We start from the raw sequence: 26,624 nt of genomic DNA, 5'->3' as shown, positions 1-26,624 counted from the left end.
CCAGTCAGACGCAGAGATTATCTGAGATTGAAGCGATTCACTTTGTTTTGTGTGGTAATTGTGGAATAATATGCGCGCCTTGCAGCATGTCGCAGCAAGGATAAATCACACATGTGCCGGCACAGCTATCGGGGTGCTGCCTGAATCAGTTCAGCGTAGTCGATTGCTGGGGTACATGGAGGATTAACCCCATATTATTAAAGGTATAACCATGGCTAAAATTACAATGCGCCAAATGCTTGAAGCTGGCGTTCACTTCGGTCACCAAACACGTTACTGGAACCCAAAAATGGGTCAGTTCATCTTTGGTAAACGTAACAACATTCATATCGTTAACTTGGAAAGCAGCTTGCCAATGTTCAACGATGCGCTGAATTTTGTCAGCAAACTGGCTTCTAAAAAAGGCCGTATTCTGTTTGTTGGTACTAAGCGCGCCGCTCAAGATGCAATTCGTGAAGATGCAGAACGTTGCAACATGCCTTACGTTAACCGTCGTTGGTTAGGTGGTATGTTGACTAACTATCAAACTGTTCGCCAATCAATCAAACGTCTGGAAAGCATCCAAGAAATGATTGAAAGCGGTAAAACTGAAGGTTTGAAAAAGAAAGAAGTTTTGAACCTGTCACGTGAACAAGAAAAACTGGAAAAAAGTATCGGTGGTATCCGCAAAATGGGCGGTCTGCCAGATGCATTATTTGTTATCGACGTTGATCATGAGCGTATCGCTATTCAAGAAGCTAACAAATTAGGTATTCCTGTTATCGCTGTTGTTGATACAAACAGCAACCCAGATGGTGTTGATTACGTTATCCCAGGTAACGATGACTCAATGCGTGCGATTCGTTTGTACACTGCTAACATCGCTGATGCGATTTTAGAAGGTCGTGCAACAGTAACGACTGGTGACAGCAACGAAGAATTCGTTGAAGTTGCAGAAACTAATGCAGACGCGGCAGCTGAGTAATCACTGACGCTTTCATAACAGGCTCGCCCTACAAGGCGGGCCTGTGTTGTATGTGTGGCCTTGAGGCCAACCATAAACAAATAGATTAAGGGTTTTAAAGATGGCAATTACTGCTGCACTTGTTAAAGAACTGCGTGAGCGTACTGGCTCAGGCATGATGGAATGCAAAAAGGCGCTGGTTGAATCTAACGGTGATATCGACGCTGCTATCGAAGCGATGCGTAAGTCTGGTCTGGCTAAAGCCGACAAGAAAGCTGATCGTGTTGCTGCAGAAGGTATCATTGCAATTGAAGTTACTGCTGATGGTAAACAAGCTGTCATGCTGGAAGTTAACTCAGAAACAGACTTCGTTGCTAAAGCTGATGACTTCATCAATTTCGTTGATGCCGTTGCTAAGAAAGTGTTAGCGGAGCAACCAGCTGATCTGGACAGCTTGTTACAACTGACTTTAGACAGTGGTGAAACGATTGATACTAAACGTCAATCATTGATCGCTAAAATCGGTGAAAACATTCAAGTTCGTCGCTTTACTTTGATGCAAGCTGAAAATGGTGTGATTGGTTCATACCGTCACGGCGACCGTATCGGCACAATGGTTAAATTAACGGGTACTGATATCGACTTAGCTCGTGATTTGGCAATGCACGTTGCTGCAAGCCGTCCACAAGCTATTTCATCAGATGAACTGTCTCAAGAACTGATTGAGAAAGAGCGTGATATCGTAGCGACTCAAGCTCGTGAAAGTGGCAAGCCAGAAGAAATCGTTGAAAAAATGATTGAAGGCCGCATGAGCAAGTTTGTCAACGAAGTAACATTATTGGGTCAACCATTTGTTAAAGACCCAGATACAACTGTTGAAAAACTGGTCAAGAAAGCTAACGCTACCGTTGAAGCATTTGCATGCTTTGAAGTTGGTGAAGGTATTGAGAAAAAAGCTGATAACTTCGCAGAAGAAGTTATGGCACAAGCACGAGGTAATTAATCGATGACAGCAGCGGGCAATCAGCCGGTATACAAACGGGTTTTACTGAAACTAAGTGGTGAAGCTCTTATGGGGAATGCCGAATACGGTATTCAACCGGAAGTGATTGCTCGTTTTGCCGAGGAAATCTCATCACTCAATAAACAAGGTGTTGAGCTCGGTATTGTTATCGGAGGTGGCAACATCTTCCGTGGTGCAGGTCTGGCCGCAAATGGTATGGATCGCGTTAGCGCCGACCATATGGGGATGTTGGCTACCGTCATGAATGCGTTGGCTTTGCAGGATGCGCTGGAGCGTAACGGCACATTTTGTCGTGTGATGTCAGCCATCCGCATTCATGAAGTCTGTGAAGATTACCTGCGCCGTCGTGCGATCCGCCACCTTGAAAAAGGCCGTGTGGTCATCTTTGCGGCTGGTACAGGTAATCCTTTCTTTACGACTGATTCAGCAGCCAGTTTACGGGCCGTTGAAATCGGTGCCGATCTTATGTTGAAAGCAACGCAAGTAGATGGTGTTTATGACGCTGATCCGCGTAAAAACCCGGATGCAGTTCGTTATTCAACTTTAAGTTATGACGAAGTTATTAATAATCGCCTTGCGGTTATGGATACTACCGCGGTCGTAATGTGTCAAGAACAACAAATGCCTTTACGTGTATTTGACGTGCACCAACAAGGCAACCTGACTGATATCGTCTATGGTAAAGACGTCGGTACACTGGTGAAATAGGATTTGGATTCAGACATGATTGATGAAATTGAAAAAGATGCCGCTGAGCGGATGACAAAAAGTGTTGCAGCATTATCAACTGCAATGGCTAAAATCCGTGCGGGTCGTGCCCACACAAGTCTTTTAGATCATGTCATGGTTCCTTACTACGGTTCGGATGTGCCGTTGAGCCAAGTAGCTAACGTTGGTATTGAAGATTCTCGTACCATCAGTGTGACACCATGGGAAAAAAATATGGTGTCAGTCATCGAAAAAGCGATCATGACTTCTGACTTGGGTGTTAACCCAAACAGTGCCGGTATGACGATTCGTGTACCGATCCCAGCATTAACTGAAGAGCGTCGTAGAGACTTGGTTAAAGTGGCGAAAAACGAAGCGGAAAATGCGCGTATTGCAGTGCGTAATATTCGTCGTGATGCTAACGGTACCGTCAAAGATCTGTTGAAAGAAAAAGAAATTTCTGAAGATGAAGCACGCGCAGCAGAAGATAATATTCAAGAGCTGACCAACGCGACTATCAAGAAAATTGACGACGTTCTGGCTGAAAAAGAATCTGATTTGATGGAAGTGTAACCGCAAGGTTCACCTCTTTTATATGCAGGCATCTGCCAGAAATATCCCACGGCACATTGCAATCATCATGGATGGCAATGGTCGTTGGGCAAAACAGCGCCTTCAACCTCGATTCATGGGACACCGTGCTGGTGTTCGTGCCGTTGAAGGGATTGTAAAACACTGTGTTGCAACCGGTGTTGAAGTACTCAGTCTTTTTGCGTTTAGCAGTGAAAACTGGCGCCGTCCAGGTAAAGAGGTTGAGCTGTTGATGGAATTATTCAGTCACGCACTGGATAACCAAGTAAAACGTCTTCATAAGAACAATATCCGTTTAAAAATTATTGGTGATATCAGCCGGTTCTCGGATAGTTTGCAGCAAAAAATTGCTGATGCAGAAGCGCTCACAGCCGAAAATCAATCTTTAACCATTAATATTGCAGCCAATTATGGTGGCCGTTGGGACATAAGCCAAGCCATGCAGAAATTGGCGAAAGACGTTGTCGATGGCAAACGTTCAGTTGACTCGCTTAGCGAAGATGATTTGTCATCACAGCTTATTACAGCTGATTTACCAGAACCTGATCTCTTTATCCGCACTGGCGGTGAACAACGGATCAGTAACTTCCTAATTTGGCAACTTGCTTATACCGAGTTGTATTTCACGGATACATTGTGGCCTGAGTTTAATGCCAAGGCATTAGACCAAGCTATTGACTGGTACGCTAAACGCGAGCGTCGTTTCGGCCGTACCTCTGAGCAGTTGCAAGGACTTGAAGATGCTTAAGCAACGTTTGTTGACGGCAGCTGTTTTAATCCCCCTAATTATTCTCGCTATTCTCTACTTACCAAGCATTGGTTTCTTAGCAATTTTGGTATTAGCTTCAGTCTTGGCTGCATGGGAATGGTTAACCATGACTGGTATGAAGTCAGCACTGCGGCGTTCAATCCTCGTATTGCTTGTTGTACTGATTTCATTAGGTAGTTTACCGCTGGTTTCTAGTCAGGATTTCTTTCTGGCGTTACTCACTTATTGGTTAGCTATCACGGCCTTTGTATTGATCTTTGCACATAAAGCGCTTCCTAATAGTTTGGATAATTTATTGCAGAATAAAGTGATTAGCCATGTATTGATGACCGTCACATTATCTGGATTTATATACAGTGGTTTATGGCTTCATGGGCTATCTGGTGTCGGACCACAAATGGTTATTTACCTGTTGTTTGTCGTATGGCTTATGGATACAGGTGGTTATTTCTTTGGTAAGCGTTTTGGTCAACGTAAATTGGCAACCGCAATTAGTCCAAATAAAACCTGGGAAGGCCTAGCTGGCGGCGTCTTATTGGCAACTTTGGCTTATATGGTGAGCGTTAGCATTGGTTTGCCCGGTGATATCTCAGCAGGCGTATGGTTTTTAATTACCATGGTGACAGCCTTGGTTTCTGTTGTCGGAGACCTATTTGAAAGCTTGTTTAAACGCAGCTTCCATATCAAAGACAGTGGCCAATTATTACCCGGCCATGGCGGCATGTTAGACCGTATTGATAGTTTACTAGCGGCTGGGCCTGTATTCGCTGCCGGACTTTACTTGGCAGGAATCAACTAGTGAAACAAGTAACGGTACTTGGCTCAACAGGGTCAATTGGCGTTAGTACGCTCGACGTATTATCACGTCACCCAAATGATTATCAGGTATTCGCATTATCTGCTAACCGTTCAGTTGATGCTTTATTTGCCCAATGTTGTGAATTCAAACCCAAAATCGCTGTCATGTTAGATAGTGATGCTGCGGCAACGTTGGCAAAAAAAATCTCAGCAGAAAATTTAGATATTGAAGTTCGGAGTGGCACGCAAGCATTAGTTGAGGTTGCTGACGCAAGTGATACTGATATTGTTGTTGCGGCAATTGTTGGGGCGGCTGGCTTAATACCGACATTAGCCGCTGCTAAAGCAGGTAAACGAATCTTGTTAGCCAATAAAGAAGCATTGGTTATGAGCGGCGCCTTGCTAATGGAAACCGTCGTCAAGAGTGGTGCCGAGTTATTGCCTGTTGATAGTGAGCACAATGCAATTTGGCAGTGTTTGCCAGTGGGTGACAAACAACATTATCAGTTCACTGATAAAGGTATCCGTCGCATCATTTTGACGGCATCAGGTGGTCCTTTTAGAGATTGGAACATAGCTGATTTAGATAAGGTCACACCTGAACAAGCAGTAGCGCATCCTAACTGGTCAATGGGGCAAAAGATTTCCGTTGATTCTGCAACCATGATGAATAAAGGCCTCGAAGTGATTGAGGCACATTGGTTATTTGGCATGCCTGGTGAACAAATTGAAGTGGTTTTACATCGCCAAAGTATTATTCACTCAATGGTTGATTATGCTGATGGTTCAGTATTGGCGCAGATGGGTAATCCCGATATGCGAACACCTATCACTAATACATTAGCTTGGCCCAAACGAATTGATTCAGGTGTTGAACCTTTAGATTTAGTTAAAGCTGGGCGTTTAGATTTTGCAGAAGCTGACTTTGCAAGGTTTCCATGCTTGAAATTGGCTTATCAGGCATTGGCGCAAGGTGGTACTGCGACGGCAATTCTTAATGCTGCTAACGAAGTGGCTGTGGATGCATTCCTCAACCGGCAAATACGCTTTACTGATATTGCCAAAATTATTGAGCAAGTATTAAACACGATTAGCCCGACAGCAGTACTTGATTTAGATGTTGTTCTTCAGGCAGACAAGGCTGCACGTCTTGCTGCAACTAAACTGATTGAGCTATGCAATCCTTAATATTTTTTATTGTTGCATTAAGTATTTTGGTCGTGATCCACGAATTTGGACATTACTGGGTTGCACGTCGCTGTGGCGTTAGAGTCCATAAGTTTTCTGTTGGGTTTGGTAAAGCCTTATGGTCAAAAACGGATAAGCACGGTACAGAGTTTGTATTTGCTGCCTTACCACTTGGTGGCTATGTCAAAATGCTGGATAGTCGTGAACAAGATGTCAGCGATGATGAAAAACCTTTCAGCTTTGATCAGCAGTCATTAATAAAGCGTATTGCAATCGTCTCTGCTGGTCCGGTCGCAAATTTGTTATTTGCCATTTTTGCCTATTGGTTAATTTTGGTTGTCGGCGTCCCTGGTACAAAGCCAATAATTGACGAAGTCACCGACGGCTCGCCAGCTGCATTAGCCCAATTGGGAGCAGGGGATGAGCTTATCGCCATAAACGGCAAGGCGACACCAACTTGGAATAGTGTGTTTCAGCGTTGGTTAGATTATGCCCAAGATGAGGCAACGGTCAGCTTAACGGTGGCTAGTGGTGATATTGTCACCGAAAAACAATTAAAAATGCCGTTGATTGGTTTAGATAAGGCGAATACATTATTTCGCGAAGTTGGTATTCAAGCATATCACCCGCCAATACCTGCAAAGTTGGGACAAGTCATTGAAGATGGCGCCGCAGATGAGGCGGGACTACAAGTAGGTGATGAACTACTAAGCGCGAATGGACGTGATATGCCAGATTGGCAATCATGGGTGGCGCTCATTCAATCTTCAGCTGATGAGCCTTTAAGCGTTGCCTACTTGCGTAATGGTAAATATCAAATGATTGAGATGACGCCGAAAGCAGATGACCAAGGGCGTGGTGTTATCGGTGCAGGCGTTGCGGCGGATGCTGCGGTTTTCCCTGAATCGCTTAAGGCCGAATTACGCTATGGACCACTATCAGCAATACCGGAAGCCGTATTACAAACGTGGTCATTTAGTAAAAATACTATTAAAAGTTTCTGGGGAATGTTGTCAGGAACTGTATCGACAGAAAACCTTGGTGGCCCAATCAGCATTGCACAATACGCAGGAAGCAGTGCACAACAAGGTTTAATTAGTTTTATTGGTTTTTTGGCGATGATCAGCATCAGTCTTGGGATTTTAAATTTATTACCCATTCCAATGTTAGATGGTGGTCATTTATTGATGTATTTTATTGAATGGATAAAGGGAAGTCCCGTATCAGAGACAATGCAAGTGCAAGGTCAAAAGATTGGGCTGATCTTATTGCTAATGCTGATGTTTGTTGCCTTTGCAAATGATTTAACAAGACTGTTTGGCTAATCTCAGCATTGCAGGTACACTTACGATTTCGTCGACGGACTGTCTGATAAGCATAATGAAACGATTACTCACTGCACTAGCCTTAATTTGTATTACTTCAACTGCTTGGGCTGAAGAATTTATCATCAAGGACATTCGTGTAGAGGGGCTGCAACGTATTTCCGCCGGTGCTGTTTTTAACTATTTACCAGTCAAAGTTGGTGATGAGTTAACCGAAAATGATGTGCAAGGCATCATTCGTTCATTATTTAAATCCAAATATTTTAATGATGTCCAAGTTGACAGCGGTGAAGACGGCGTATTAGTTATTAAAGTTAGCGAACGCCCAGCAATTTCCAGCATTGAGTTCGTCGGTAATAAAGACATCGATGGCGATGAACTCGCTAAGTCTTTAAGCCAGATCGGCTTTGCAGAAGGTCAAGTGTTTGAGCAAGCCATGCTTGAACGTGTGGAGCTTGAATTACAACGCCAATATTTCAGCCGAGGTAAGTATGGTGTTGATATTCAATCTGAAGTCACCCCTTTATCTCGTAATCGTGTTGGTATTCGTATCACGATGGCAGAAGGTGTAGTTGCCACTATCGGTGAAATTAACATCGTTGGTAATGAAAACTATGATGATGAAGAAATCATCAGTGAGATTGAATCAAGCACAGGTGGCTGGTTGTCGTTTTTAACCAAAGATAACCAATATTCCCGTCAAAAATTATCTGCTGATCTTGAAACTATCCGTTCTTTTTATTTAGACCGTGGTTATGTTGATTTCACAGTTGAGTCGACACAGGTCACGATTAGTGATGATAAAAAACAGATTTTTATCACCATTAATATTACTGAAGGTGTTCGATATAAAATCAATGAAGTTCGTCTGGCTGGTAATTTGATCGTGCCGCAAGAAGAATTATTCGATCTAGTCACGATTCGTAAAAACTCAGTCTTCTCGCGTAAAGCGATTAACGATAGCTCAGAAAACTTGACTGATCGATTAGGTAATGATGGTTATGCATTCGCCAATGTGAATGCTGTGCCTGATATTGACCGTGAAACGCGTGAAGTAGATTTAACATTCTTCGTTGACCCAGGTCGTCGGGCTTATGTTCGCCGTATCAATATCGCGGGCAACAGCAAAACCCGTGATGAAGTTTTACGCCAGGAAATGCGTCAACAAGAATCAGCGTGGATCGATACGGGTAAAGTTGAACAATCTCGCGAGCGTCTTTCACGTCTCGGTTATTTTGAAAATGTTAATGTCGAAACGATTCCAGTTACAGGAACAACTGACCAAGTTGACTTGGACTTTGATGTAACAGAAACAGCATCAGGTAGTATTTCTGCGGGTGTTGGCTTCTCACAATCTGACGGTATTATTTTTAATGCCAACCTTACTCAGCGTAACTTCTTGGGTAGTGGTAAACATATCCGTCTTGGTTTTAATAACAGTGATATCAACACAACTTATAGCTTTGGGTACACCAACCCATTTGCGACTATTGATGGTATAAGCCAGGGTTTTAATGCGTTTTATCGCGAAACTGATGCCCGTGAGGCTAACTTGGCAAACTACCGCACTGAAACGTTGGGTGGTGATATCAACTTTGGTGTGCCAATTTCAGAAAATAACCGGATTAGCTTAGCGTTAGGTTTTGAGCAAACTGAGTTAGATTTATCTGATTTCAATCGTATTCAACGCTATAACGATTTTATTGATCGTGAAGGTGATAAATTTACTGCTATCCCAGTGACGATTGGTTGGACCAGCGATACACGTGACAGTGCTTTATTACCAACAAGTGGTATGGAACAATCAATAAGTGCAGAGATTGCGACGCCAGTTGGTGACTTGCAGTTCTACAAAATTCGATACCGTAATAACTGGTTTAGACCTATATCTGATGACCTCACTTTTGCTTTAAGAACAGATTTAGGTTATGCCGATGGTTATGGTGATACAAGCGAGTTACCATTCTTTGAAAACTTCTACGCGGGTGGTATTCGTAGCGTACGTGGTTTCCGGGCTAACACATTGGGTATTCGTGAAGACGATCGCCCTCTGGGTGGTAACATGCTGGTAACAGGTGGTGCGGAAGTCATTTTCCCGGTACCGTTTATGAAGAAAACCTTACGCTCATTCCGCCTCAGCGCATTCGTTGATGCTGGTAACGTATACGATGTTGATCAAAGCTTTGACGCTGGCCTGTTAAGATATTCAACCGGTGTATCAGCAATTTGGATTTCGCCTTTTGGTGCAATGTCATTTAGTATTGCTGCGCCACTTAATGCGCAAAGTGAAGATGAAACTGAAGCATTTCAGTTCTCATTGGGCTCAACATTTTAGTTAATTAATCTGGAGTAGAAAGTGAAGACAGTTAAAGTCATTTTGGTATCACTGGCACTGTTGGCTGCCAGTCCCGCCAGTTTTGCTAATGATTTAAAAATTGGTGTGGTAAATGCCAGCCGAATTTTAGATCAATCTCCACAAAAAGATGCGGCATTACAGCGCCTTGAAAATGAGTTTTCTTCGCGCAGCAAATCACTTGAAGCGAAAAATCGCCAGTTACGTTCAGCACAAGAAAAATTACAAAAAGATGCTGCTATTTTGAGTGCCGATGAGCGTGATGCTCAAGAACGCAAAATCATTGGTGACCAACGCGAGTTGAAGCGTCTACAAGAAGAATATAGTGAAGATCTGTCAATTCGTCGTAATGAAGAGCTACGTAAGCTGGAAGAAGAAATTGCTAAAACGATCGTAGAGATTGCTGAAGCAGAGAAATACGACTTGGTTCTTTACCAAGGCGTTATTTATGCTAGCGATAAAGCCGATTTGACCAGCAAAGTGCTGGAAAAATTAAAAGCAAGATAATCGGTGGTTTGGACATTATCGGCACTGGCAGAACGGGTTGATGGCCAGCTGATCGGTTTAGCAGATTTCCCAATATCTAACGTCGGCACCTTGCAAAATGCGGGTGCCGATGCCATTAGTTTTCTGGCAAATAGTAAATATCGAAAATACCTCCAAACTACGCGAGCAGGCGCTGTTATTGTTTCAGAAGCTGACAGTGATGCTGTTGTAGGCAATGCAATCGTGGTTGCCGATCCTTACGTAGCCTACGCCAATATTGCATCGTTATTGTTTCCTCAAGAAGTGGTTGCTGAGCAAGGTATTCATCCTTCAGCAGTCATTGACGCATCAGCCAATGTCGACCCCTCTGCGGGGATCGGTCCACAAACCTATATTGCTGCTGGTGTAACCATCGCTGCGGGGGTTCAAATTGGTCCAGGATGTATCATCGAGAAAGATGTGCAAATTGGGGAAAACAGCATTTTAGTTGCGCGTGTCACACTCAATCGCGGTGTCAAAATTGGCCAGCGAGCTATGATCCATCCTGGTGTCGTCATAGGTGCAGATGGTTTTGGTATTGCATTGACACAAGGTCGTTGGATCAAAGTTCCTCAGGTGGGTAGTGTGCAAATTGGTGATGATGTAGATATTGGTGCCAATACCACGATTGATCGTGGCGCGATTGAAGATACTTTTATTGCCAATGGCGTTAAATTAGACAATCAGATTCAAATTGGTCATAACGTCTCAATTGGTGAACATACCGTTATCGCAGGCTGTGTTGGTATCGCAGGTAGTACCCATATTGGTAAATATTGTGCCATTGGTGGCGGTACAGGCATTGCCGGACATATTGAAATTTGCGATCAGGTACAATTGACGGGTATGAGTATGGTGACGAAATCCATTACGGAGCCAGGCACGTATTCTTCTGGTATTCCTGTTGAGCCGACAAGAGAATGGCATAAAAATGTTATTCGCTATCGCCAAATGGATAAACTTCAAAATCGAATTAAACAACTCGAGTCACAGATACTCGAAAAATAACTTGTTGAGCTAGGCTTTACCCGACTAGCGCGTGACAGTAATATTACGCGGATGTGACACCGCTTTGATGCAAGGAAATCAGTTTGAACACCATTGATATACATGAAATTCAGCGCCTGCTACCGCATCGCTACCCATTTTTGCTGATCGACCGGGTGGTTGAATTCGTCCCTGGTGAACATTTGGTTGGTATAAAAAATATTACCTTCAATGAGCCACAATTTACTGGTCACTTTCCTCAGCGCGTCATTATGCCGGGTGTATTGATTCTAGAAGCATTAGCACAGGCGACGGGGTTATTAGCGTTTAAAACGGCTGACCATATTCGTTCAGACGAAGCGTTATATTATTTGGCTGGTATTGATAATGCTCGCTTTAAAAAGCCAGTTGAGCCGGGTGATCAATTACGTTTAGAAGTTAAACTGGTTAAAAACAAGCGTAACCTTTGGAAGTTTAGTGGTGAAGCTAGTGTTGACGGTGAAGTTGTCGTCAGTGCTGACATTATGTGTGTTAATCAAGATATGCCATCGTGATCCATCCAACAGCAATAATTGATGCAAATGCTAAATTAGCAGATGACGTAAAAGTCGGCGCTTTCAGTATTATTGGTCCTGATGTTGAGATTGGGGCTGGTTGTGAAATCGCCTCACATGTCGTAATTGAAGGCCCAACAAAGATTGGTAAAAACAATCGTATCTTTCAGTTTGCTTCAATTGGTGCAGAGCCGCAGGATAAAAAATTTAAAGGTGAAGCAACGACCTTAGAGATCGGTGATAACAATCTGATCCGTGAATCTGTAACGATCAACCGTGGTACTACTCAAGGTGGTGGCATTACAAAAGTCGGTTCAAACAATTGGATCATGGCTTATGTGCATATTGCCCATGATTGCATCATCGGCAATGACAATATCTTTGCAAATAATGCATCGCTAGCTGGTCACGTTTTAGTTGATGACCATGTGATCCTGGGTGGTTTTACCTTGGTGAGCCAATTTAATGAAATTGGTGCGCATGCTTTCAGTGCTATGGGTAGTGTTATTTCAAGAAACGTTCCGCCTTATGTATTGGTTTCTGGACATATGGCTGAACCAGTTGGTATTAATATTGAAGGCTTAAAGCGTCGTGGTTTTACTGAGGTTCAGATCCGTAACATTCGCCAAGCCTACAAGCTAGTTTACCGAAGTGGGCTGCGTTTAGAAGAAGCGCGCCGTAAATTAGAAACCATTGTTCAAGAAGCAAACGAATTAGTTTGTTTTATGGAATTTCTGGATACTCAAAAAGGTGGCATTATCCGCTAATTATTAGCGGATAATGCCTAGCCTGATTAATCGTTAATTGGGTTTGCACTGATTTTGTGGATACTCAAATCGGCGCCATCATATTCTTCTTCTTGGGTTAAACGTAACCCCATAAATAATTTAAGCGCGCCGTAAATAATCCAACCTCCCACAAATGCGATACTGACACCAATTACAGTACCGACAAGTTGTGAAGCAAAGCTAACACCACCTAAACCGCCAAGTGCTAACTGACCAAAAATACCAGCAGCAATACCACCCCAAACGCCACACAAGCCATGTAATGGCCAAACACCTAGTACATCATCAATCTTCCATTTGTTTTGTGCCAGAGTGAACGTGTAAACAAATAAGCCACCTGCGATTAAGCCTGTAGCTAATGCACCAAGCGGGTGCATGACATTAGAGCCAGCACAAACAGCTACTAAACCTGCGAGTGGGCCATTGTGAACAAAACCAGGGTCATTGCGGCCCATCAAGCAGGCGGCCAAAGTACCACCAACCATTGCCATCAATGAGTTAACAGCAACGATACCGCTGATACCTTCAATTTGTTGAGCTGACATAACATTAAAGCCAAACCAGCCAACAGTTAGAATCCATGCACCTAAGGCAAGAAATGGGATGCTTGATGGCGGGTGTGCAAAAATTTCACCTTGTTTACCATAACGACCATGACGTGGACCAAGGTGTAAAACTGCTGCAAGTGCAATCCAGCCACCCACGGCATGAACAACAATAGAACCTGCAAAATCATTAAACGGAGCACCGAAGGTTTCAGTTAACCAGTCTTGCATACCAAATAGACCATTCCAGCTCATGCCTTCAAACAATGGGTAAAGAAAGCCGGCGATAAAAAAGCTCGCGATAAGTTGCGGGTAAAACTTGGCTCTTTCGGCAATACCACCCGAGATAATGGCAGGAATTGCAGCGGCAAAAGTTAATAAGAAAAAGAATTTCACTAACTCATAACCATTGTTATCAACAAGGGCTGGGGCTGGTTGTAAGAAGTTAAGGCCGTAAGCAATACCGTAGCCAATAAAGAAATAAGCAATAGTTGAGACGCCAAAGTCCGTAATGATTTTGACCAGTGCATTCACTTGGTTTTTCTTGCGGACAGTACCGACCTCAAGAAAAGCAAAGCCTGCGTGCATAGCCAAGACCATGATGGCTCCCAGTAATATAAATAAAACGTCAGTTGAAGTTTGCACGATTGTTTCCTCTTTTATAATTGTTTTTGAATGCTGCAGCACCAAAATAGCAAATATTGCACCAATCTAGACATTTACTTTTAAAACAATTAGATACATATTTCTAGAAACTAATATGGTGCATATAAGGATCAAAGATAGTGCATTTTGAATTATTGATGCACTTGTCTGGTGCGATTAGTTGTATATAGCAAGGCTTTGCCACAAGCTGGTTGTAACCACGTATAATCGCAGCTTTATTTTATTTTGTTGATCAGCTTGAGCGTGCTCAGCTACATAGGAGTCATGATGGATATTTACGCATCGGATGAAGAAAAAGGCGAAGCGATCAAACAGTGGTGGCGGGAGAATGGTCTTGCCGTAGTTGTTGGTGTTGCATTAGGTATTGCTGCGATATTTGGTAGCCGTTACTGGTTTAGTTACCAAGACCAAAAAACTGAGCGTGCGGCCGTACTTTACCAACAAACATTAGTGACATTGAATGATGACGACTTACAGTTGGCACAAGCGAATGTCGCTGAATTACAAAGTGACTTTGCGAGTACGCCTTATGCCGTATTTGCTGCCATTGAAATGGCAACACAACTAGCCAATAAAGAAAATTTAGATGCTGCTATTGAGCAATTACAGTGGGTAATTGATAACGCTGAATTAGCCGCACAAAGAGATATGGCACGTTCTCGCTTAGCTAGATTAAATATTGATGCTGACCAGCTTGATACTGCGCTTGCAATTACAGAGAGTGCTGAAACAGTTGGCTTTGCTGCAGTTTTTGCCGAGTTACAAGGCGATATTTATGCAGCACAAGAAAACGAAGAAGAAGCTTATAAAGCATACCAAAGCGCTTTAAACAGTGTGGCAAATAACGGCCCACGCTATGGTTTACTGCAAATGAAACGTGACGATGTGGCGGTCCAATGATTATCAGAAAGCTGATTCCTGTCGTTTTATTGATCAACTTGCTAACGGCTTGTGGTGCGATTGAGTATTTATTCGTTGAAGAAACATATGAAGCACCTCCTGAGCCATTAGTTGAGTTCACGCCAGAATTTGAACCCAAAACACTTTGGCGTGAAAGTACTGGCGATGGAAGTGAAAGTGCATACGCAGATCTGTCTCCTTGGATTCAAGGTTCGAACATTTATACCGTTGATGCGGCAGGTGATGTTCGCGCTTATCAAACTGACAAAGGTCGTCAGGTTTGGCGCCAAAAATTAAAAGTAAGTGTTGCTACCGGTGTTGGTGGTGGTAGTGGCAAAGTCATTATTGGTTCACAACAGGGCGAAGTTATTGCGCTGGACGAGGCAAATGGTGATGAGTTATGGCGCCAAAAATTAACCAGCGAAGTGTTGGCTCCACCGAAAGCAAATAGCAGCGTCGTTTTGGTTCGTACTGCTGATGGTCGTGTTTCAGGTTTATCTGCTGACAACGGCAAAGTATTGTGGAACTACCAACGTAGTGTGCCATTACTGAGCTTGCGTGGTGTGAGTGCGCCAGAGATTGTCGAAGATAAAGCATTAGCTGGCTACGATAATGGCAAGTTGGTCGCGCTTTCATTAACAGATGGTAAAGTCATTTGGGAACAAAGTGTCGCAGTACCTCGTGGTAGAACCGAACTTGAGCGTCTGGTTGATATTGATGCCAACCTGAAGATTATTGGTAATACTGTTTATGCTGCCGCTTTTCAAGGCAAAATTGCTGCCTATGATATAGACACCGGTAACGAGTTTTGGAGTCGTGATATTTCGACCAAAACTGGCTTTGATGTTGATGGTGGTGAAGCTGTCTATTTGACTGACGATGAAAGCTACATCTGGAGTATCCAAGAGGGCTCTGGTGATTCATTGTGGCGTCAAACACGTTTGCTAAGACGGAATGCAACAGCACCAACGATTGTTGGTGATTATGTTGTTGTTGGTGACTTGGAAGGTTATGTGCATTGGATTGCGCGTTCTGATGGTAGATTTGTTGCGCGAGAACAAATTGCCAAAGCCCCAATTGTGAGTCAACCAGTTGTTGCTGACGGTAAATTATTTGTCATAAGTACTGACGGCCGATTAACTGCCATAGAGACACCATAAGTGAAATCAGTTGTTGCCCTGGTAGGCTGTCCAAATGTCGGTAAGTCGACACTATTTAATCGGTTAACACGTAGCCGAGATGCTTTGGTCGCAGACCATGCAGGCTTAACGCGTGACCGTATTTATGGTCACGTGCGTCAAGATGATGCTGAATTTATCTTAATTGATACCGGTGGTTTAACCGATCAAACTGATAACATGGCTGAGTTGATGCGAAAGCAGGCGCAACTTGCCATTGATGAAGCAGATCTGATCTTATTTTTGGTGGATGGTCGACACGGTCGAACACCATCAGATGAGCAAATTGCCCAATTACTTCGTAATGTTGGTAAACCAGTCATGCTGGTTATCAATAAAACGGAAGGTGAGCAAAAAGAAATCGCTGCGGCAGACTTTTATTCTCTAGGAATGGGCGAGCCAGAAGTTATCTCAGCGGCACAAGGTCGCGGCATAGATAAACTGATCAAGCGCGTGGTGAAGTCATTGCCTGATGCAGCAAAAGTTGATGAAGAAATCGATGAGTCCGAAGACGATGGACGAATTAAACTTGCTGTAGTTGGTCGACCAAACGTAGGTAAATCAACTTTAGTTAATCGACTTTTAGGTGAGGAGCGGGTCGTCGCTTTTGATGAACCAGGGACCACGCGCGATAGTATCTATATTCCGTTTGAGAAAGATGGCACTAGCTATACTTTGATTGATACAGCCGGTGTTCGTCGTCGTTCAAAAGTCTCTGAAGCTCTTGAGAAATTCAGTGTCGTCAAAACGCTGCAAGCTGTCGAAGCTGCCAATGTCGTGATGTTGGTGTTAGATGCTCAAGAAGGTGTGGTTGAGCAAGATCTGCATCTAGCAGGCTTAATTGTTGAAAGTGGCCGTGCAGTCGTTATTGCTGTTAACAAATGGGATGGCTTGGAAAAACAAGAACGCGAGTGGGTTGCTGCAAATATTGAGCGTCGTCTACCATTTCTTAATTTTGCCAAAACACACTTTATTTCCGCTCTGCATGGTAGTGGGGTAGGTTTGTTGTTTAAGTCTGTGAAACAGGCTTATAGCTCGGCATTAACCAAGATCCCAACACCGCGTTTAACACGGGCTTTGGAAGATGCAATTGCAGATCATCCGCCACCATTAGTGAATGGTCGACGTATCAAGTTTCGCTATGCACATTTGGGTGGCAAAAATCCGCCGAGAATTATCATTCATGGTAATCAGACGGAGTCGACACCACAAAGTTATCGTCGTTACTTAGAAAACTATTTCCGTACAGCACTTAAGCTTCACGGTACGCCGGTAATGGTTGAGTTCAAGACCAGCGATAATCCATTTCGTGAAAAGCAGCATCAGGCGAGTCCTAAACAACAGGAAAAACGCCAACAAGCTGCTCGTCGTCAGCGTAAAAAGTAATTATAAGATTCCCTGATCCTCGTCCATCAAGTCTTCTAAACTGCTTAGATGGTCGCGGATCTTTTCGCGGGTTGCTAACTTTTCACGTGCCATTGGCGGCAGATCAGTAAATAAAATCACACCTTTATCAATCAGTGTATTGATCAAATCTTCAAGCACACGAATCATGGCCAAATCAGAGCTCATCAGCAGCGTTCTGGCCGTATCTGCATTTTCACTCTGACCTAAAAAGTTCAGCAATTCCGGTGCGTTGGGTGACATAAACTCTTTAGCATCCGGCTGTGCTGTATCGAAAATAGCAATAATTTGTCCTTGCGAATCCCGGCGTACATAAGCCATATAGATTATTCCCTGTAATTGTGAGATGTTATGCAGTAATGTTGAGATTAAGGGTGATTGACTTTACAGTAAAGTCAAAAACTGTGAAACTCGTCACAATTTTTCATCTGGCTAATGGATTTCGATGGAAGCAGAGCAAGACAATCAGCAAAGCAATAAAGCGCAATGGAGCACTGAGCAAGGCCGACAGACATTTGATGACCCTTTATTGGGTTGTTTGTTGTTGCTTGCCAAAATGCTTAACAAACCGCACAGTGCTGAATCTCTTGTTGCTGGCCTACCTTTAGTTGATAACAAATTAACACCAACCTTATTTAGTCGTGCGGCAGAACGCGCAGGGTTGTCGGCTAAGACAGTCAAACGCCCACTACGTAAAATTTCTTCTCTAGTTCTGCCAGCCGTATTACTGCTTGATAACACAACAGCCTGTATTCTTAAGTCTGTTGATGGCAAAAAAGCCACTGTGATTTTCCCTGAAACAGGTGCTGGCGAGAGCGAAGTCGATGTCGATGAGCTTGAGAGCCTATATAGCGGTTACGCAATCTTTATAAAGCCTGCTCATCATTTTGACAATCGTACTGAAGGTAGCAAGGTTCCTCGAGCGGGTCATTGGTTCTGGGGAACAATCATGCGTTTCTGGCCAATCTATAGTGAAGTCTTCGTGGCTTCGATATTGGTCAATACTTTTGCCCTAGCCTCGCCACTGTTCATTATGAATGTTTATGACAGGGTGGTTCCAAACCATGCGTTATCGACTTTGTGGGTGTTGGCAATTGGTGTTTCTACGGTATTCCTGTTTGACTTCTTGTTAAGAACCCTTCGCGGTTATTTTATTGATACTGCTGGGAAGCGGGCCGATGTCATGCTTTCAGCAACAATTTTTGAGCGTGTAATGGGCATTAAAATGAGTGCCCGCTCTAACTCGGTCGGTTCATTTGCAAACAGCATGCAAGAGTTTGAGTCATTTCGTGACTTCTTTACATCAGCCACGATGACAACGCTGATTGACTTACCCTTTGCCTTCTTATTCATTGCTGTGATTTGGATGTTAGCCGGGCCATTGGCATTTATTCCATTAGCCGTTATTCCAATCACGATTCTGATTAGTTTATTAATTCAAATCCCACTTGGCCGAGCAGTTCAAGATTTATTCCGCCACTCAGGTCAAAAAAGCGCGACGTTAATCGAAACGCTGACGGGCTTGGAAACCATTAAGAGTATTGGTGCTGAAACGCCAATTCAGCGTAAATGGGAACAGAATATCGGTTTTATTGCGAGATATAGTCAACGTACCCGACTGCTATCAACTACAGCAATTAACTTGACTAGCTTTGTTCAGCAAATGACCACAATCGTCGTGGTTGTTTATGGTGTTTTCCTTATCAGTGAAAATGAAATCACCATGGGGGCCCTGATTGCCTGCACTATTTTGACTGGTCGAGCGTTAGCGCCAATGAGTCAACTGGCATCAATTTTAACACGCTATCATCACTCAAAAGCTGCACTAAGTTCGCTCAATTCATTGATGAGTTTGCCCGTGGAACGCCCAAGTGGCCGTGAATTTTTACATCGCCCAAAACTTGAAGGCGGAATGGAATTCAAAAATGTCAGTTTCCGCTATCCAGAACAACCAATGGATGCATTGACTGAGGTGAGTTTCAAAATTAACCCAGGTGAAAAGGTTGCTGTAATTGGTCGTATTGGTTCGGGTAAAAGCTCGATTGAGAAGTTACTGTTAGGTCTATACGAGCCATCAGAAGGTTCAATTCTCTTTGATAACACCGATATCCGTCAGATTGATCCTGTCGATTTACGCGCTAGCATGGGCTATGCACCACAAGACGTAGTGCTGTTTTTTGGCAGTATTCGCGACAACATCGCAATGGGCGCACCCTTTGCCGAAGATAGTGCAGTATTAAAAGCAGCTGAGGTTGCCGGTGTAACGGACTTTGTAAATCGGCATCCAGCGGGTTTTGATATGCCGGTAGGTGAACGTGGTGAAGGTCTGTCAGGTGGACAACGTCAAAGTGTTGCTGTTGCCCGAGCATTACTGATGGATCCGCCGGTATTGGTTTTAGATGAACCAACTAATGCAATGGATAATAGTACAGAAGAACGGTTTAAAGCCCGCTTAGCAGAAGTTATTAAAGATAAAACTTTACTACTCGTAACGCATCGCGCTTCGTTATTAAGTTTGGTTGACCGTATTTTGGTAATGGACCAAGGGCGCTTAGTTGCCGATGGTCCACGTGAACAAATCATGACGGCGTTAAAAAGCGGTCATATCCGAGTGTCAAAGGGTTAAGTCATGGGATTGTTTAAGCGCTCTATACATCCTGATGACTATGAGTTCATGTCTGAGGTTAGCTCAGCAACGCTTGAGACAGTTCATCGTAGTGGACACATCTTATTGATATTGACTGTAATCTTTTTTATCTGTGCAGGTGTTTGGGCATCAGTAACCGAACTTGATGAAGTGACGCGTGGCGATGGCAAAGTTGTTCCATCTAGTCGCCTGCAAGTTGTGCAAAATCTCGAGGGTGGCATCATCGGCGAAATCATGGTTGCTGAAGGGCAACTGGTCGAAAAAGGTGATGTACTAATGAAAATCGATGACACGCGATTTTCATCGTCCTTTAGAGAAACGCAGTTGAAATATTGGGAGTTAATGGCCCGTGTCGCTAGATTAGAGGCCGAGTCTGAAGGTAAGGATTTAACACTGCCAGAAAAACTACTCGCTGAGCAGCCTACTTTAGCCGCGGATGAGCGATCATTATTTGCTTCACGCCAACGTAACTTACAAAGCACTATTAGCGTCTTTGAGCAGCAAGCACAGCAACGTCGCCAAGAGTTAGTAGAGCGTCGTGCTAAACAAGATCAACTACAACGTAGTTATGAGTTAAGCAACCAAGAACTTCAGATGTCTGAGCCCTTAGTATCACAAGGCGTAATGTCAGAAGTGGAATTACTGCGTCTTAAACGAACAGTTAATGATTTGCGTGGCGAAATGGACGCTAACCGACTAGCGATTCCACGAATCCAATCGGCATTAAACGAAGTTAATCGCAAAATTGCTGAAGAGAAAGTGCGCTTTCAAACAGAAGCTGCAAGAGAGTTAAGTGAAGTTAAAGCCGAGTTTGCGCGAACTCAGGAAAGTACTTCAGCACTTGAAGATCGAGTGACACGGACTGAAGTGCGCTCACCAGTTAAAGGAACAATCAAGCGTATCTTACTGAATACTGTCGGTGGCGTTATTCAGCCAGGTGAGGATCTAGTTGAAATCGTTCCAGTAGAAGATAATCTATTGATTGAAGCGCATATTCGTCCTGCAGATATTGCTTTTTTACGTCCAGGGCAGGATGCTATGGTTAAGTTCACTGCCTACGACTTTTCGATTTATGGTGGTTTACCTGCCAAGCTTGAACGCATTAGTGCTGACACCATTACTAATGAAAAAGATGAAAGTTTTTATCTGATTTATCTTCGTACTAATGATAATCAGATCCAGAGTAATAAAGGTAATTTGGAAATTATTCCAGGGATGACGACCACGGTTGACATTCTGACTGGCAAAAAAACAGTGATGGATTACTTGCTCAAACCCATACTGAAAGCCAAGAATGAAGCCATGCGGGAACGCTAGAATGGGTATTGAGATGAATCAGCATATAACCGAACAAACTAGGGTTTATCTTGCTTTCGCTGATGCTAATAAAGCACGAGATATTAGTGCAGCGTTAAATCAAGAGTATCTGTGTTTTGCTTATCGCGATGTCCATGCACTGCATGAAGCGTTAACCGTGCAACCAGCCGACATGCTAATTTGCGAGCAAAGTTTACTCTTAGATGATCAAGCTGAGCTCATGGCAGAGTTAAAGCGCATCGCGCCGAATAGTCGAATCTTGATTATTGGCCCACAACAGCCTGTCTCCAAGCAGATCGAAGCGTTAAAACAAGGTGCTCGTGGTTACTTTGATCAAGCTTTGTCGTTGGAGAAGCTTCGCACAGCCATCCACCTCATTTTACAGGGTGAGGTCTGGGTTGAACGCCATTTGATTTCTGAGCTAATTGATGAAATTAATCACACGCCTAAAATCAATGAAGTTCATGTACGAGCGGCGAGTAGTTTGTCACCAAAAGAAAAAGAGGTGGCTACATTGGTTAGTCATGGGGCGACCAACAAAATGATTGCCAAAAAGATGAATATCACCGAACGAACAGTTAAAGCGCATTTAACAACTATCTTTCAAAAAATGAATCTACCTGATCGTTTGTCGCTGGCAATTGTGTTCCGCGATTTGCGCTAGTTTTTTTACACTGAAATTAAGCATATACTTGAGATCAGTGTTTATGGAAAAGCTTAAAAATAAGTTTAATTGATAATTTTGTGTTGAGTGAGGGGATGCCGCAAGCAACACAGCTCATAAGTAAAGGACATGCATTATGAAAACGTTAATTTTCGCCATCCCAATCGTTGCTTTCGTCAACGTCGCCTCTGCAGAAACGCTACGCGAAGCTGTTGATGTAACACTTAAAACTAACCCTGACGTACTTTCAGCTGTGCATGAGCGCAATGCTGTATCAAAGGAAGTTGATCAGGCTAGAGCAGGTTATTTCCCAACTTTAGATTTAGGTTTGGGCACTGGCTACGAGCGGACAAGTAACCCTTCAGTCAGAAATAATCCAGCAAATGGCGATAGTGTCGGTTATAACCGTAACGAAGCCAGTTTGAATGCACGTCAAATGTTGTTTGATGGTATGCAAACCAAAAATGAAGTTGGTCGTCAAAAAGCTCGCACAAACTCACGAGCTCACACTGTTTACAGTGCATCAGAAAATACTGCACTTGAAGCTGTAAATGCTTATTTGAATGTTTTACGTCGACAAAAGATTGTTGAAATGGCGCAAAACAACTTGGAATCACATCAACGTACTCATGATCAAATCATGCTGCGTTCGGAGCGTGGTGTAGGTCGTCGTGCTGATGTTGACCAAAGTTTAGGTCGTTTATCGTTGGCAGAAACCAATTTGATGGCTGAACAAAGCAATTTACGCGATGCTGAAACTAACTACATGCGTGTTGTTGGTATCATGCCAACATCTTTAACTGATCCTGAATCACCAGCTGGTTTGATTCCTGCGTCTGTTGAAGAAGCAATCAACACTGCTATTAACAATCATCCAACATTGAAGTCTGCGAATGCAGATGTTGAGTCAGCTCACTTCCAGCATGACACTGCGTTAGCACCTTTCTTCCCGCGTTTGGATTTTGAAGTTGGTGCACGTCAAGACAACAATATTGATGCTGTGCGTGGTTCAGACCGTGACTTCCAAGCGATGTTGAGATTACGTTATAACTTGTATAACGGTGGTCGTGACCAAGCTCGTCGTGAAGAGACTGCTGCGTTGATTAATCAAGCGGCTGAGATTCGTAATAATACACACCGCCAAGTAGAAGAAAGTACACGTTTGTCATGGAACGCATTACAAACTGTTCGCAACCAAATGGTGTATTTTGAAACTTACGCTGATGCAGCAGAAAAAACTCGTGATGCTTACCAACAACAATTTAGTTTAGGTCAGCGCACATTGCTTGACTTGTTGGACTCTGAAAACGAAATGTTCCGTTCACGCATTTCATTAATTGAAGCCCAATATGATGAACGTTATGCAATGTATCGTATTTTAAATAGCATGGGCTTATTACTGGAAAGCTTGGAAGTTCAAGCACCAGACGCTTCTACAACTGTTGCTACTAACTAAATTCGTCTAAGCAACATTGTAAATAGAAGCCACGGCCAGTCGGCCGTGGCTTTTTTTTAGGTAATTGTTGCTTTTATCCATGGCGACGGTTCGTGGTATCATGTCGGGCTCAATTGAGGGATAAACAAGAGTTTTCATGAGTAAGCAAGCATCATTTTCCTACGAGGAACTATTGCAGTGCGGTCACGGCGAGATGTTCGGTCCTGGCAACGCGCAACTGCCTGTCCCAAACATGTTGATGATGGATCGTATTATCCATATCGCAAATACTGGGGGGGCTTACGGTAAGGGAGAGATCATTGCTGAGCTTGATATCCGTCCTGACCTTTGGTTTTTTGACTGTCACTTCCCAGGTGACCCTGTCATGCCGGGCTGTTTAGGCCTTGATGCAATGTGGCAGTTGGTTGGCTTTTTCTTGGCATGGGATGGTAACCCTGGTCGTGGTCGTGCGCTGGGTTCCGGTGAAGTTAAATTCACAGGCCAAGTATTACCTACGGCCAAAAAAGTAACTTACAAAATCGATCTAAAACGCGTCATTGCAAGAAAACTGGTATTAGCAATTGCTGATGGCACAGTGTCTGTTGATGGCCGTGAAATTTATGTTGCCAAAGATCTGCGAGTTGGTTTGTTTACTTCGACAGAAGATTTTTAGGATATGACGATGCGACGTGTAGTAGTAACGGGTTTAGGCATTACCTCATGTTTGGGGTTAGATGCAAAAACTGTAAGTGAATCACTGAGATTAAGCCGTTCAGGTATCAAATTTAAACAAGAATATGCAGACATGGGCTTCCGAAGTCATGTCGCAGGTTACTTTGATATCGACTTTAAAGAGCATATCGACCGTAAAGTTTTACGCTTTATGGGTGACGCCGCTGCTTATGCATATATCGCTATGCAGCAAGCTGTTGCAGATGCTGGTTTATCTGAATCAGACGTTTCTAACCCACGTACAGGCTTAGTAATGGGCTCTGGTGGTGCGTCATCATCAAATCAAGTAGAAGCTGCTGATATTTTGCGTGATAAAGGTCTAAAACGTATTGGGCCATATCGTGTTACTCAAGTAATGGGCAGTACCACTTCAGCCTGTTTAGCGACGCCTTTCCAAATTAAAGGTGTTAACTATTCGATGTCGTCTGCTTGTGCGACAAGTGCTCATTGTATTGGTAATGCAATGGAGCAAATCCAGCTCGGCAAACAAGACATCGTCTTTGCTGGTGGTGCTGAAGAAGAGCATTGGTCAATGAGCTCTTTGTTTGATGCTATGGGCGCACTTTCTACTAAATACAATGACACGCCTGAAAAAGCCTCACGGGCATATGATGCAGACCGTGATGGTTTTGTTATCGCTGGTGGCGGTGGTGTGTTGGTATTAGAAGAGTATGAGCACGCAAAAGCACGTGGCGCCAAAATCTATGCTGAGTTGACTGGCTATGGTGCATCTTCTGATGGTTACGACATGGTCGCACCATCTGGTGAAGGTGCACAACGCTGTATGCAACTCGCTATGTCTACAATGCGTAATGACAAAATTGATTACATTAATGCGCATGGCACAAGTACACCTGTTGGTGACTTGGCTGAGCTAAATGCAATCAAACAAGTTTTTGCTGACGGCAATATGCCATGGGTTGGTTCAACTAAGTCACTGTCAGGCCACTCTTTGGGTGCCGCTGGTGTCCAAGAAGCAATCTATAGCTTGTTAATGATGCAAGATGATTTTATCGCTGCGTCAGCAAATATTGAGAACCTTGATCCTCAAGCTGAAGGCATGTCAATTGTCGTTGAGCGTCAAGATAACGCAGGGTTGAAAGCGATTATGTCGAATAGCTTTGGCTTTGGTGGTACCAATGCCTGCTTAGTATTTGAAAAGATTTAATCTAGCTAGATATTCAAATAAAAAAGCCATCCTAGGATGGCTTTTTTTATGCTTCTAAATCAGCGTCGGTTACAGGCCCGCGTTTACCTGAAATCGCTTCTTGCATGAGGCTGATTAATTTCGCTTTTTTATCTTCATCATCAAGATGCTTTGAGCTAAAGGTAATGCCATATTTGTCAGCATATTGCTTAACCAGCATCATTAAGATTGCTTCATCCATTATTCATTACTCTGAATTGAAAGTTGGCCATTATAACGGCAAACTGCTTACCTTATGAGTCTGCATTATCAAATCATCGGCGATAGCGATACGTCACTGTTACTAATTCATGGTCTATTTGGATCCGGAGATAACTGGCGAGGTATCGCCAAGCAGCTTTCCCCATCCTATCAAGTTATCAGCGTAGATTTACGTAATCATGGCCGTTCTTTTCAGCATGCTCAGCAAAGTTATGACTTGATGGCAGTTGATATTGCTGAAGTACTGGATAAACTTAATATCGATAAAACGCATTTGTTGGGTCACTCAATCGGCGGTAAAGTGGCCATGCAATTTGCTGCACAATATGCCGAAAGACTGGATAAGCTCGTTGTTGTAGATATCGCACCTAGACAATATGCCGATGGCCACAGCCAGATTTTTAAAACCTTGATGTCAGTTGATCTTAGCCAATATCAGCAACGCAGTGACATAGATAACTACTTAAAAACATTCATTCCTGACAGTGGCGTTCGCAGCTTTTTATTGATGAACGTTGTGTCTGTCTCTGGCGAGTTATCGTGGCGAATCAATCTTGAGTATTTATTTTGTAATTACCCAGCGTTATTACAGCCAGTCTCGCTCGACACGAAAGTCGATAATCCAACACTCTTTATTCGCGGTGCAGACTCTGATTACATTAATGCTGATGATCGGCAACAAATAAGAAACCAGTTTACCAATGTACAGATTGTAGCGATTTCAAAAGCAGGGCATTGGGTGCATGCAGATCAGCCTGCTTATTTCACTGAAATGGTAACGAGATTTTTGAAATGATTGATGATGAATTAAAGCAGCAGTTGATAGCGTTTCGCCGTGAACGTGACTGGGAGCAATTTCATACGCCAAAAGATGTGGCGATTTCGTTATCAATTGAAGCCGCTGAATTGCTTGAATGGTTTCAGTGGCGAACATCAGATGAAATACAAGCAATGCTGACAACCGAAAAGCGTGAAGCATTAGAAGATGAAATTGCTGATGTCGCTGTGTATCTCACTTACCTTTGTCACGACTTAGATGTTGATTTGCCTGCAGTGGTTGCTCGCAAGATGCAAAAAAATGCCGCCAAATATCCTAAGGATAAGGTGAAAGGGCGTGCTGATAAATACAACGAATATTCATAAATGATCGGCAAAGTGCTAGGCTTTGCGCTTTA

The 26,624-nt window shown here is 43.3% G+C and carries 27 protein-coding genes; 24 read left to right on the top strand and 3 right to left on the bottom strand.

Annotation, left to right across the window (positions count from 1 at the left end; translation table 11 throughout):
• Window positions 1-211: 211 nt before the first annotated feature.
• The 13 genes from rpsB (at window position 212) to lpxA (ending at window position 12,532) form a co-directional block, all read left to right on the top strand.
• Complete coding sequence (rpsB, locus tag OMP94_RS08070) at window positions 212-964, top strand: 30S ribosomal protein S2 (RefSeq protein WP_266277775.1); 753 nt, start codon at window positions 212-214, stop codon at window positions 962-964.
• Between the two features lie 100 nt (window positions 965-1,064).
• Window positions 1,065-1,946, top strand: a complete 882-nt coding sequence (gene tsf, locus OMP94_RS08065) for a translation elongation factor Ts (RefSeq protein ID WP_266277774.1) — start codon at window positions 1,065-1,067, stop codon at window positions 1,944-1,946.
• Between the two features lie 3 nt (window positions 1,947-1,949).
• A complete protein-coding gene (pyrH, locus tag OMP94_RS08060; RefSeq protein WP_266277773.1) occupies window positions 1,950-2,675 on the top strand; it encodes a UMP kinase in 726 nt (241 codons plus the stop codon).
• Window positions 2,676-2,690: 15 nt separating this feature from the next.
• Complete coding sequence (gene frr, locus OMP94_RS08055; protein WP_266277772.1) at window positions 2,691-3,248, top strand: ribosome recycling factor; 558 nt, start codon at window positions 2,691-2,693, stop codon at window positions 3,246-3,248.
• 22 nt (window positions 3,249-3,270) lie between these two features.
• Window positions 3,271-4,014, top strand: a complete 744-nt coding sequence (locus OMP94_RS08050; RefSeq protein WP_266277771.1) for an isoprenyl transferase — start codon at window positions 3,271-3,273, stop codon at window positions 4,012-4,014.
• Complete coding sequence (locus tag OMP94_RS08045; protein WP_266277770.1) at window positions 4,007-4,834, top strand: phosphatidate cytidylyltransferase; 828 nt, start codon at window positions 4,007-4,009, stop codon at window positions 4,832-4,834. Before OMP94_RS08050 ends, OMP94_RS08045 begins: the two co-directional genes overlap by 8 nt.
• Entirely contained in the window at window positions 4,834-6,021 is a 1,188-nt protein-coding gene (gene ispC, locus OMP94_RS08040; protein WP_266277769.1) for a 1-deoxy-D-xylulose-5-phosphate reductoisomerase, read from the top strand. The genes OMP94_RS08045 and ispC overlap by 1 nt, the downstream gene beginning before the upstream one ends.
• Window positions 6,009-7,346: an RIP metalloprotease RseP gene (gene rseP, locus OMP94_RS08035; RefSeq protein ID WP_266277768.1), complete on the top strand. Its 1,338-nt coding sequence runs from the start codon at window positions 6,009-6,011 to the stop codon at window positions 7,344-7,346. The genes ispC and rseP overlap by 13 nt, the downstream gene beginning before the upstream one ends.
• A gap of 55 nt (window positions 7,347-7,401) precedes the next feature.
• Window positions 7,402-9,681, top strand: coding sequence for an outer membrane protein assembly factor BamA (gene bamA / locus OMP94_RS08030; RefSeq protein ID WP_266277767.1), 2,280 nt, complete (start codon window positions 7,402-7,404; stop codon window positions 9,679-9,681).
• A gap of 21 nt (window positions 9,682-9,702) precedes the next feature.
• The gene (locus tag OMP94_RS08025; RefSeq protein ID WP_266277766.1) at window positions 9,703-10,206 is read left to right on the top strand and encodes an OmpH family outer membrane protein; all 504 of its coding nucleotides are present in this window, start codon (window positions 9,703-9,705) and stop codon (window positions 10,204-10,206) included.
• A 3-nt stretch (window positions 10,207-10,209) separates the two neighbouring features.
• Window positions 10,210-11,232: a UDP-3-O-(3-hydroxymyristoyl)glucosamine N-acyltransferase gene (gene lpxD / locus OMP94_RS08020; RefSeq protein ID WP_266277765.1), complete on the top strand. Its 1,023-nt coding sequence runs from the start codon at window positions 10,210-10,212 to the stop codon at window positions 11,230-11,232.
• Window positions 11,233-11,315: 83 nt separating this feature from the next.
• Entirely contained in the window at window positions 11,316-11,765 is a 450-nt protein-coding gene (gene fabZ / locus OMP94_RS08015; protein WP_266277764.1) for a 3-hydroxyacyl-ACP dehydratase FabZ, read from the top strand.
• Window positions 11,762-12,532, top strand: coding sequence for an acyl-ACP--UDP-N-acetylglucosamine O-acyltransferase (gene lpxA / locus OMP94_RS08010; protein WP_266277763.1), 771 nt, complete (start codon window positions 11,762-11,764; stop codon window positions 12,530-12,532). Before fabZ ends, lpxA begins: the two co-directional genes overlap by 4 nt.
• Window positions 12,533-12,558: 26 nt before the next feature.
• Here the strand turns inward: lpxA and OMP94_RS08005 are convergent, their stop codons facing one another.
• Window positions 12,559-13,743: an ammonium transporter gene (locus tag OMP94_RS08005; RefSeq protein WP_266277762.1), complete on the bottom strand. Its 1,185-nt coding sequence runs from the start codon at window positions 13,741-13,743 to the stop codon at window positions 12,559-12,561.
• A 285-nt stretch (window positions 13,744-14,028) separates the two neighbouring features.
• Between OMP94_RS08005 and OMP94_RS08000 the strand changes: the two genes are divergently transcribed.
• Genes OMP94_RS08000 through der form a run of 3 tightly spaced genes read left to right on the top strand, consistent with a single transcriptional unit; the run spans window position 14,029 to window position 17,228 of the window.
• Window positions 14,029-14,664, top strand: a complete 636-nt coding sequence (locus OMP94_RS08000) for a YfgM family protein (RefSeq protein ID WP_266277761.1) — start codon at window positions 14,029-14,031, stop codon at window positions 14,662-14,664.
• The gene (gene bamB, locus OMP94_RS07995; protein ID WP_266277760.1) at window positions 14,661-15,824 is read left to right on the top strand and encodes an outer membrane protein assembly factor BamB; all 1,164 of its coding nucleotides are present in this window, start codon (window positions 14,661-14,663) and stop codon (window positions 15,822-15,824) included. Before OMP94_RS08000 ends, bamB begins: the two co-directional genes overlap by 4 nt.
• Window positions 15,825-17,228 carry a ribosome biogenesis GTPase Der gene (gene der / locus OMP94_RS07990; protein ID WP_266277759.1) on the top strand — a complete coding sequence of 468 codons (1,404 nt, stop codon included), beginning with the start codon at window positions 15,825-15,827 and terminating at the stop codon, window positions 17,226-17,228.
• Here the strand turns inward: der and OMP94_RS07985 are convergent, their stop codons facing one another.
• Complete coding sequence (locus tag OMP94_RS07985) at window positions 17,229-17,567, bottom strand: hypothetical protein (RefSeq protein WP_266277758.1); 339 nt, start codon at window positions 17,565-17,567, stop codon at window positions 17,229-17,231.
• Window positions 17,568-17,691: 124 nt separating this feature from the next.
• Between OMP94_RS07985 and OMP94_RS07980 the strand changes: the two genes are divergently transcribed.
• The 6 genes from OMP94_RS07980 to fabB all read left to right on the top strand — a co-directional run bounded on the left by OMP94_RS07980 (window position 17,692) and on the right by fabB (window position 25,209).
• Window positions 17,692-19,872: a type I secretion system permease/ATPase gene (locus OMP94_RS07980; protein ID WP_266277757.1), complete on the top strand. Its 2,181-nt coding sequence runs from the start codon at window positions 17,692-17,694 to the stop codon at window positions 19,870-19,872.
• Window positions 19,873-19,875: 3 nt separating this feature from the next.
• The gene (locus OMP94_RS07975; RefSeq protein WP_266277756.1) at window positions 19,876-21,210 is read left to right on the top strand and encodes an HlyD family type I secretion periplasmic adaptor subunit; all 1,335 of its coding nucleotides are present in this window, start codon (window positions 19,876-19,878) and stop codon (window positions 21,208-21,210) included.
• Between the two features lie 13 nt (window positions 21,211-21,223).
• Complete coding sequence (locus tag OMP94_RS07970; protein ID WP_266277755.1) at window positions 21,224-21,874, top strand: response regulator transcription factor; 651 nt, start codon at window positions 21,224-21,226, stop codon at window positions 21,872-21,874.
• A 136-nt stretch (window positions 21,875-22,010) separates the two neighbouring features.
• Window positions 22,011-23,330, top strand: coding sequence for a TolC family outer membrane protein (locus tag OMP94_RS07965; protein WP_266277754.1), 1,320 nt, complete (start codon window positions 22,011-22,013; stop codon window positions 23,328-23,330).
• A gap of 136 nt (window positions 23,331-23,466) precedes the next feature.
• On the top strand, window positions 23,467-23,982 hold the full coding sequence (gene fabA, locus OMP94_RS07960; RefSeq protein WP_266277753.1) for a 3-hydroxyacyl-[acyl-carrier-protein] dehydratase FabA: 516 nt from the start codon (window positions 23,467-23,469) through the stop codon (window positions 23,980-23,982).
• Window positions 23,983-23,991: 9 nt separating this feature from the next.
• Window positions 23,992-25,209: a beta-ketoacyl-ACP synthase I gene (gene fabB, locus OMP94_RS07955; RefSeq protein WP_266277752.1), complete on the top strand. Its 1,218-nt coding sequence runs from the start codon at window positions 23,992-23,994 to the stop codon at window positions 25,207-25,209.
• 46 nt (window positions 25,210-25,255) lie between these two features.
• On the opposite strand, the gene OMP94_RS07950 is transcribed toward fabB, so the two are convergent.
• Window positions 25,256-25,429, bottom strand: a complete 174-nt coding sequence (locus OMP94_RS07950) for a hypothetical protein (RefSeq protein ID WP_266277751.1) — start codon at window positions 25,427-25,429, stop codon at window positions 25,256-25,258.
• Between the two features lie 54 nt (window positions 25,430-25,483).
• Here OMP94_RS07950 and OMP94_RS07945 point away from each other — a divergent pair, with 54 nt between their 5' ends.
• Together OMP94_RS07945 and OMP94_RS07940 are read left to right on the top strand one after the other, a co-directional pair.
• Entirely contained in the window at window positions 25,484-26,245 is a 762-nt protein-coding gene (locus OMP94_RS07945) for an alpha/beta fold hydrolase (RefSeq protein WP_266277750.1), read from the top strand.
• Window positions 26,242-26,592: a nucleotide pyrophosphohydrolase gene (locus OMP94_RS07940; RefSeq protein ID WP_266277749.1), complete on the top strand. Its 351-nt coding sequence runs from the start codon at window positions 26,242-26,244 to the stop codon at window positions 26,590-26,592. The genes OMP94_RS07945 and OMP94_RS07940 overlap by 4 nt, the downstream gene beginning before the upstream one ends.
• Window positions 26,593-26,624 lie beyond the last annotated feature (32 nt).

The sequence above is a fragment of the Methylophaga sp. OBS3 genome, from assembly GCF_026319325.1.
Lineage (GTDB): Bacteria > Pseudomonadota > Gammaproteobacteria > Nitrosococcales > Methylophagaceae > Methylophaga.
The sequence above is the reverse complement of the archived record's forward strand: the minus strand, read 5'-3'. Positions and strand labels throughout refer to the sequence as shown.

Bases quoted from the DNA above. Each gene is read 5' to 3' on its own strand.
- rpsB (WP_266277775.1), top strand. From the start codon at position 212: ATGGCTAAAATTACAATGCGCCAAATGCTTGAAGCTGGCGTTCACTTC.
- fabB (WP_266277752.1), top strand. From the start codon at position 23,992: ATGCGACGTGTAGTAGTAACGGGTTTAGGCATTACCTCATGTTTGGGG.
- bamB (WP_266277760.1), top strand. From the start codon at position 14,661: ATGATTATCAGAAAGCTGATTCCTGTCGTTTTATTGATCAACTTGCTA.
- bamA (WP_266277767.1), top strand. From the start codon at position 7,402: ATGAAACGATTACTCACTGCACTAGCCTTAATTTGTATTACTTCAACT.
- frr (WP_266277772.1), top strand. From the start codon at position 2,691: ATGATTGATGAAATTGAAAAAGATGCCGCTGAGCGGATGACAAAAAGT.
- OMP94_RS07980 (WP_266277757.1), top strand. From the start codon at position 17,692: ATGGAAGCAGAGCAAGACAATCAGCAAAGCAATAAAGCGCAATGGAGC.
- OMP94_RS07945 (WP_266277750.1), top strand. From the start codon at position 25,484: ATGAGTCTGCATTATCAAATCATCGGCGATAGCGATACGTCACTGTTA.
- pyrH (WP_266277773.1), top strand. From the start codon at position 1,950: ATGACAGCAGCGGGCAATCAGCCGGTATACAAACGGGTTTTACTGAAA.
- OMP94_RS07965 (WP_266277754.1), top strand. From the start codon at position 22,011: ATGAAAACGTTAATTTTCGCCATCCCAATCGTTGCTTTCGTCAACGTC.
- OMP94_RS07970 (WP_266277755.1), top strand. From the start codon at position 21,224: ATGAATCAGCATATAACCGAACAAACTAGGGTTTATCTTGCTTTCGCT.
- OMP94_RS07950 (WP_266277751.1), bottom strand. From the start codon at position 25,429: ATGGATGAAGCAATCTTAATGATGCTGGTTAAGCAATATGCTGACAAA.
- OMP94_RS08050 (WP_266277771.1), top strand. From the start codon at position 3,271: ATGCAGGCATCTGCCAGAAATATCCCACGGCACATTGCAATCATCATG.
- OMP94_RS08000 (WP_266277761.1), top strand. From the start codon at position 14,029: ATGATGGATATTTACGCATCGGATGAAGAAAAAGGCGAAGCGATCAAA.
- OMP94_RS08045 (WP_266277770.1), top strand. From the start codon at position 4,007: ATGCTTAAGCAACGTTTGTTGACGGCAGCTGTTTTAATCCCCCTAATT.
- OMP94_RS07940 (WP_266277749.1), top strand. From the start codon at position 26,242: ATGATTGATGATGAATTAAAGCAGCAGTTGATAGCGTTTCGCCGTGAA.
- OMP94_RS07975 (WP_266277756.1), top strand. From the start codon at position 19,876: ATGGGATTGTTTAAGCGCTCTATACATCCTGATGACTATGAGTTCATG.
- fabA (WP_266277753.1), top strand. From the start codon at position 23,467: ATGAGTAAGCAAGCATCATTTTCCTACGAGGAACTATTGCAGTGCGGT.
- tsf (WP_266277774.1), top strand. From the start codon at position 1,065: ATGGCAATTACTGCTGCACTTGTTAAAGAACTGCGTGAGCGTACTGGC.
- rseP (WP_266277768.1), top strand. From the start codon at position 6,009: ATGCAATCCTTAATATTTTTTATTGTTGCATTAAGTATTTTGGTCGTG.
- OMP94_RS07985 (WP_266277758.1), bottom strand. From the start codon at position 17,567: ATGGCTTATGTACGCCGGGATTCGCAAGGACAAATTATTGCTATTTTC.